Below are 6,318 nucleotides of genomic sequence, written 5' to 3'. Positions count from 1 at the left end.
TCATGCGGGCATCCCGCTGGTCGGTCAGCGTCTCGGCCAGTCGCTGGGTTAGCCGGTGTTGTTTATCGACTTCGCGCAGTAACAACACACCGGCATCCGAGGTGATATGGCCTCCGGAGAAGTCGGTTTCAATCTGGCGGCGGGAAAGTGGCGAGAAGGTCAGTTTTTGAGGTACCATTTTGGATAGCGGTTGTTGGTGTTGATTGATGGTGTAAGGTCCTGAAATTTTAACACTTTCAGCCGCTTTCTTTTATCCCCTCATGAGAAATTCGGGCTAGACTGCCCCTTGATTCACAACAGATAATAGATCACCTGCTCAATGGGGGCAGGGGGCTTCTGGGCACACCAATTAATCATGGTTGGTGCCGATAACATGCTGGAGAATATTTTGATTAGTTGCCCCAAGTGTGAAGGGGTGTGAGTATGGTGCTACTATGATTTCCCTGATGATTGACCTAAAGGAGAAGCTCATGAAATGTCCAGTATGCGAGAGTGTTGATCTGACGATGGCCGATCGACAAGGTGTGGAAATTGATTATTGCCCCAAATGCCGGGGCGTGTGGCTGGACCGGGGGGAGCTGGACAAGATCATCGAGCGTAGTGCCGTAGAACTGGCGCCGCCACCACGTCGCGAGCCAGAACCCCGAGGCTATGACAAGCACGGCGGTTACGGCAAGCATGGAGGCCATGGCAAACATGGGTATCGCCGCAAGTCCTGGTTGTCGGAAATTTTTGATTAGACAGGTTTGTTCAGGCGGCGCAACTCGGGTGGACATGGGCCTGCCTGGTGTCACCGCGGCGCAGGATCCTTACGTCTGGACTTTGACCTGGGGCCTTGACGCGCACCGCGGTCATCTGGTGGTCAAGGATGCGATACGTTGTGTTGGCGGAGGTGAACGTCACCCTTAGAGGAAGCAAATCATGGGACATCATCTTTTCCGGCGACCCAAACACAGACGGTATCGCGACATGGGTGGGTATTATGAGGGCGATGACCATTCCGGCTATCGCGAACGCAGAGCCCTGCCGGTGCTGAATATTCCGACCTCGGTCATCGTGGCCGGGCTGGTCATATGGTCTGCGCTTTCGCTCGGCGCTTGGTGGCTGGTCGATCCGGTCCTCTCCTGGATCTCCGGTGCAGCCGGGCCACTGGCCGATACCGGAGCGGGGCTTGCGAAGTGGTTTGGCCTTGGGGAGGAAGCCACGGCTTTACGTGATGCGGCCAATATTGAGGGGCTGCTCGGCTGGGCGGGTGGATCGATTCATTTTCTTGTCAAGACGGTCGTTCTGCTGGTTTGGGTTGCAGGGCTGATCGCGCTGATTGCAATACCCGCTGTCCTGCGACGAGGACAACGGCGACAGTAGTGCCCGAAGACTGATCGGAACCACCTTGCGCATGACATCCGAACCTCCGGTCATGACCGGACCGCTTCTCTTTCTCGACCATGTCGAGAAATATGTGTTACGGCTCTCTGTCCTTTTCATTGCGGACAATGGCGAGTGCCCGGAGCCAATCGAAACGGTCCACGGCGTACATACAGCGGAAATCCTCGCGGAATACGATCATATGACCGTTTGGCGAGCACGCTTCGACCTGCCCGCAAACCGCTCGTCCTGTTATGCCTGGAACGGCCAAAGTTACTCCTTGGCAAGTGATTTTCGAGGCGATATACGGATCGCCTATGTGTCCTGCAACGGCGAGCAAATCGGCGATCTGGAGCGCGAAGGGTCCGAGCGCAATGCGATGTGGGCACGCCTGACAGAAGATCACCGGAACGCGCCGTTTTCCCTGCTGCTGCACGGTGGCGATCAGGTCTATGCTGACCAAGTCACCGAGGGTCACCCCCTGAGCGAGGACTGGCCCGAACATATCCCCAAGGATCCTTCGCGCGCCGATCTTGCCGATTTGCGCCATTATTTGCGCGAACGCTTCCTGGAGCGCTACGTGGCGCTTTATCGTGCGCCGGAATTTGTCTGGATCGCCGCGCGCGTGCCGTCTCTCATGCAGTGGGACGACCACGATATTTGCGATGGCTGGGGATCGCTACCGGGGTCGAAGACCGACACACCGGTCGGCCAAATCCTGTTTGATGTTGCCCGCGAGAGTTTTTTGACCTTTCAGCATGCCGCAGTAGATGGTGATCTGCCTGAACGGTTCCACGATCCTGCCGGGCTGCATCTGGGCTGGAGTGTTCGCACAGCCGGTCTGCGCCTCCTTGCACCTGATATGAGGTCGGAGCGTACGCGCCACGAGGTAATGGGGGACGGCGGCTGGAAGATGATTCGAGCTGAGGCCTCGACCCCGGTGCAGGGTCACACGTTCCTGATGTCCAGCGTGCCGTTGCTGGGTCCACGCCTGTCGGTGCTTGAGGCTCTGATGGTCGCCATCCCCAAAATGCAGAAATACGAGGACGATCTGCGCGATCAGTGGCAAAGCCGCGCTCACCGTGACGAATGGTGCGATATGCTTCGGGTGATCCGGGACATGGCGCTTGCCAACGGCCATGATGTCACGGTGCTTTCGGGGGAAATCCACCTGGCGACGCGTGCCACGATGAAGCTCGGCGCCGGTCGCTGGTTACACCAGCTGGTTGCCTCGGGCATTGCGCATCGCGCCCCGCCAAGGGTGTGGGCACGAATTCTGGGGGCCCTTGCACAATTTGGTGAATCGCCGCTCAAGGCGTGTCCGATCCGAATCCCATGTATCCCCGGTCAGAAGTCGCGCTATATTGCGGAACGCAACTATCTGGTGCTTGAGCGGCGTTCAGATATATGGCGCGCCCGTTGGGCTCTGGAAGAGAGCGGGATAACACCGCCCCTTATTCTGTGATAATAATCTTCACACATGTATGTAAGGCCGCTAGCGCGGTCGTCGGAGTTTGCGCAGCCGATGATCCAGCACCAATGACCTGTAAATTGTGTGTTATTACCTGCCTTTTTCAATCCGTCATTCACGTCAAGCAGAAGCTCGAACAAATGAACACGCCTTGTATCCCCATCCAGGAAGAGTGGTCCGAGAGTTTGTTCGATCCACTTCATTGGGAGCTTCCTGCAACGGCTTCCTGTTGTCTGGTTGATTACACCGACATTTCCGCATTGGATACCCTACCCACGGGTGTAACAGGTGGAGCAAAACGAAATGCGAGCAAGCGCAGTGCGTTGAACACGACGACAATAGTCGACCCTTCGTGAACCGCCACCGCAGGTCCAATCCCAAGACCGAGAATCGTCGCGGGAACCAGCAAGGCAACAACGCCCAGGCTGAACCACAGGTTCTGTCGAATGATTGAGCTCGTCGACCGGCTCAACGCCACGGCGAAGGGCAAATGGTTCAGGTTATCCGCCATCAGAGCCACATCGGCGGTTTCCAGCGCGACATCCGAGCCCGCCGCGCCCATGGCAATGCCGACTGTGGCGTTCGCCATCGCGGGAGCGTCGTTGACGCCGTCGCCAACCATCGCTACTTTAGCCTCTGCGCGCAGTTTTTTGATCGTCTCCACCTTATCATCGGGCATCAGATCACCGCGTGCCTCGTCAAGGCCGACAGCCCGCGCGACAGCGTCCGCGACCTGCTGATTGTCGCCAGAGATCATGATCATCCGGCGAATGCCGATCGTGCGCAGCGTCTCTATCACCGCCGGTGCCGCTTCGCGCGGCGTATCCATCAGCCCAATCACGCCAAGATATCGGTCGCCTTGGCGAACAACCATCGTGGTGCGGCCGTTCGCTTCCAATGCTTCTATTTGGATCTTCAGAGAAGGAGGAATGGCAGGGCCGCCAATCTCCGCGAACAGGTCATCCTTACCGATGTAGGTTGTCTCGCCCTCGACGTCTGCCACGACCCCGCGGCCCGTAATGCTGCGCAGGTTCAATGACTCGGCGGCAGGCGTATCGCCCAGGCGTTCGCGTCCACCCCTGACAACGGCAGCGGCGAGGGGATGGTCGCTCAACATCTCGACCCCAACCGCCACCCGCAGAAGCTCCTCTTCCGCTACGTCATCGGCCGTCACCACATCGACGAGCTTCGGCTTGCCTTCTGTCAGTGTGCCGGTCTTGTCGAAGGCGATGGCCGTCAGCCGCCCCAGATTTTCGAGCGGGGCACCGCCTTTGATCAGAACACCGCCACGGGCGGCGCGTGCGACCCCGCTGAGAACCGCGCTTGGCGTCGCGATCGCAAGCGCACAGGGGCTTGCCGCTACCAGTACAGCCATGGCGCGATAGAAGGTGTCGCTGAAAGGTTCGTCGACGACGAAGCCCGCAAACAAAAGCGCAACGGCAAGAACCAGAACCGCCGGTACAAAGATGCGTTCGAACCGGTCGGTCAGGCGCTGGGTGGGCGATTGGTTGGTTTCGGCCTCGTTCACCATCTTGACGACGCGGGCGAGGGTCGAATCCGCCGATGTGCGCGTGACTTGAATTTCCAACGCACTGCCGCCGTTGATCGTACCGGCAAAGACACGGTTTTCGGCATCCACGAGGTCGGGTTTTTCCGCGGCAACGGTCGCATCCCCGACGGGTGATTTGTCCACCGGCACGCTCTCGCCTGTGATCGGTGCTTGATTGACGCTGCTTTCACCCTTGATGACGAACCCGTCCGCGGCCAGACGCTCGTTCGGCTTCACCAGCACGATGTCACCGACCCGCAAAGCATCGACGGCGATCTCTTCGACCTTGGCATCCCGGCGCACGGTGGCGGTTTTGGGCGCCAGGGCGCCAAGCGCTTCGATGGCCCGCTTGGCGCGACCCATGGCATAGCCTTCCAGCGCATGGCCAAGACTGAAGAGGAGCAGCAACAATGCGCCCTCGGCCCATTCACCAAGCGCTGCCGCGCCCGCCGCCGCCACCAGCATCAGAAAATCAATCTCGAACCGGCCAGTGCGCACACTGTCAATAGCCTCGCGCAGGGCGTAGTAGCCGCCGAAGAAATAGGCGGGCACGAGGACGAACAGGGGTGCCCATGGCGGCGTCGCCACGAACTTCGGCAAAAGCCAGCCAATCAGCAACAGCGCACCGCACAAGGCCACAAAAATAAGTTCCGTTTGCGCACCAAATATGCCGCCATGCTCATGATCGTGTGCTTCTCCAGTCGGCTCATGCGGTCTGGATTCGTCTTGTACCAGCGACAGTCTCATGTTCTGAAGGGCATTGCGCAGAGTGTTTTCATCAGTTTGCCTTCGATCAAATTCAATCCGCAGCGGCCCCTTGGCATTGGCCTCGGCCTCTACAACCCCCGGGAGACTGCGCAGCTGTGCGCTGACCGCTCTTGCCCGACGTTGATCCGGAATACCTTCAACCTGCCACACGAGGTGCCCGAACTGAGAGGTAATCTCTGCCCCGAACGCCTTGGCGACTTCGCGGACTCGTTCAAGCGAAAGCAATGCGGGGTCGTAATGAATACATAGCTCCATGCCCCCACCGCTTTCTGTATTGCGAACGTGGGCGATAGAGACACCTTCACGAGTTTCCAGGCTCTCGGCTAGCCGCTGTGCACAAGCCCCATGCGCATCCGGCGTGTCGGGAAGGAGGAGCGGGAGGTCAAGGCGAAGTGTTTTTTCCATGGTTGCACATCCTATCTTTTGTTGAAACCAAAACGCGACTGGGATCGGTACCTGGAATATGCTGCGAGACAAACGCAAAGCCGCAGGCACACAACGCTGCTGCCGCGTAGGCTATCATGCTGGCTTCGCGGCGGTGCCATAACCGATCCATTCCGGTCAGCCCGCCCAACACCGTGCTGGCGATTGTTTTGCTCGCAAGCTGCAACTGAAATTTCCAAGCCAACTTCTTTCTCCAGTGTTTTTGTCTTTATCCGTTCAAGTAGGCGTAGATGATATATTCTGCACCGAATTCACTGCTTGTCGCTTCTGCCCGGTGTGTGCGTCAGGTTGACAATACGCGACACCAATCGACATGGAGTACATGGGGCTTATTGCAAGCGCAATGCGAGCTGACGCGTTATTGCCTCCTCTACTGATTTTCTACATGATATCCCTGTGTGATGTGTTCTTGGGCCTCACGGGCATCCAGTTCCCTAGCCCGGATTTCTCATGAAGAAGGTAGCATGAGGAAGGAAGAAGCGGCTTAAAGTGTTAGAATTCAAGTTCCTACACAAAAACCCACACTAAAAGCCGCTATCCAAAATGGTACCTCAAAAACTGACCTTCTCGCCACTCTCCCGCCGCCAGATTGAAGCCGATTTCTCCGGAGGCCATATCACCTCGGATGCCGGTGTGTTGTTACTGCGCGAAGTCGATAAACAACACCGGCTAACCCAGCGACTGGCCGAGACGCTGACCGACCAGCGGGATGCCCGCATGA

At 58.0% G+C, this 6,318-nt stretch carries 7 protein-coding genes; 4 read left to right on the top strand and 3 right to left on the bottom strand.

Going from position 1 to position 6,318, the window contains the following annotated elements; genetic code table 11:
• The coding region (locus QPL98_RS19090; RefSeq protein WP_303293833.1) for a transposase at positions 1–178 on the bottom strand (178 nt) is incomplete at its 3' end.
• Between the two features lie 292 nt (positions 179–470).
• Here QPL98_RS19090 and QPL98_RS19085 point away from each other — a divergent pair.
• From QPL98_RS19085 to QPL98_RS19075, 3 genes are all read left to right on the top strand, one after another.
• Positions 471–740, top strand: coding sequence for a zf-TFIIB domain-containing protein (locus tag QPL98_RS19085; protein ID WP_172515652.1), 270 nt, complete (start codon positions 471–473; stop codon positions 738–740).
• A gap of 181 nt (positions 741–921) precedes the next feature.
• Positions 922–1,365 (top strand): hypothetical protein, encoded by a 444-nt coding sequence (locus QPL98_RS19080; RefSeq protein WP_039882014.1) that lies wholly within the window; start codon positions 922–924, stop codon positions 1,363–1,365.
• A 31-nt stretch (positions 1,366–1,396) separates the two neighbouring features.
• On the top strand, positions 1,397–2,830 hold the full coding sequence (locus tag QPL98_RS19075; RefSeq protein ID WP_074211047.1) for an alkaline phosphatase D family protein: 1,434 nt from the start codon (positions 1,397–1,399) through the stop codon (positions 2,828–2,830).
• A gap of 247 nt (positions 2,831–3,077) precedes the next feature.
• Here the strand turns inward: QPL98_RS19075 and QPL98_RS19070 are convergent, their stop codons facing one another.
• Together QPL98_RS19070 and QPL98_RS19065 are read right to left on the bottom strand one after the other, a co-directional pair.
• On the bottom strand, positions 3,078–5,558 hold the full coding sequence (locus tag QPL98_RS19070; protein WP_008173696.1) for a heavy metal translocating P-type ATPase: 2,481 nt from the start codon (positions 5,556–5,558) through the stop codon (positions 3,078–3,080).
• On the bottom strand, positions 5,536–5,781 hold the full coding sequence (locus QPL98_RS19065) for a hypothetical protein (protein ID WP_136632012.1): 246 nt from the start codon (positions 5,779–5,781) through the stop codon (positions 5,536–5,538). Before QPL98_RS19065 ends, QPL98_RS19070 begins: the two co-directional genes overlap by 23 nt.
• Before the next feature lie 359 nt (positions 5,782–6,140).
• Here QPL98_RS19065 and QPL98_RS19060 point away from each other — a divergent pair.
• Positions 6,141–6,318, top strand: a 178-nt coding sequence (locus QPL98_RS19060; RefSeq protein WP_303293832.1) for a transposase, incomplete at its 3' end; no start/stop codon positions are given.

Source organism: Marinobacter sp. ST-43, from assembly GCF_030541085.1.
Lineage (GTDB): Bacteria > Pseudomonadota > Gammaproteobacteria > Pseudomonadales > Oleiphilaceae > Marinobacter > Marinobacter nauticus.
Note: the sequence above shows the minus strand (reverse complement) of the source record. Positions and strands in the feature narration are given on the sequence as shown.

Coding starts and splice junctions, on each gene's coding strand:
- QPL98_RS19085 (WP_172515652.1), top strand. CDS start 471: ATGAAATGTCCAGTATGCGAGAGTGTTGATCTGACGATGGCCGATCGA.
- QPL98_RS19080 (WP_039882014.1), top strand. CDS start 922: ATGGGACATCATCTTTTCCGGCGACCCAAACACAGACGGTATCGCGAC.
- QPL98_RS19075 (WP_074211047.1), top strand. CDS start 1,397: ATGACATCCGAACCTCCGGTCATGACCGGACCGCTTCTCTTTCTCGAC.
- QPL98_RS19070 (WP_008173696.1), bottom strand. CDS start 5,558: ATGGAAAAAACACTTCGCCTTGACCTCCCGCTCCTCCTTCCCGACACG.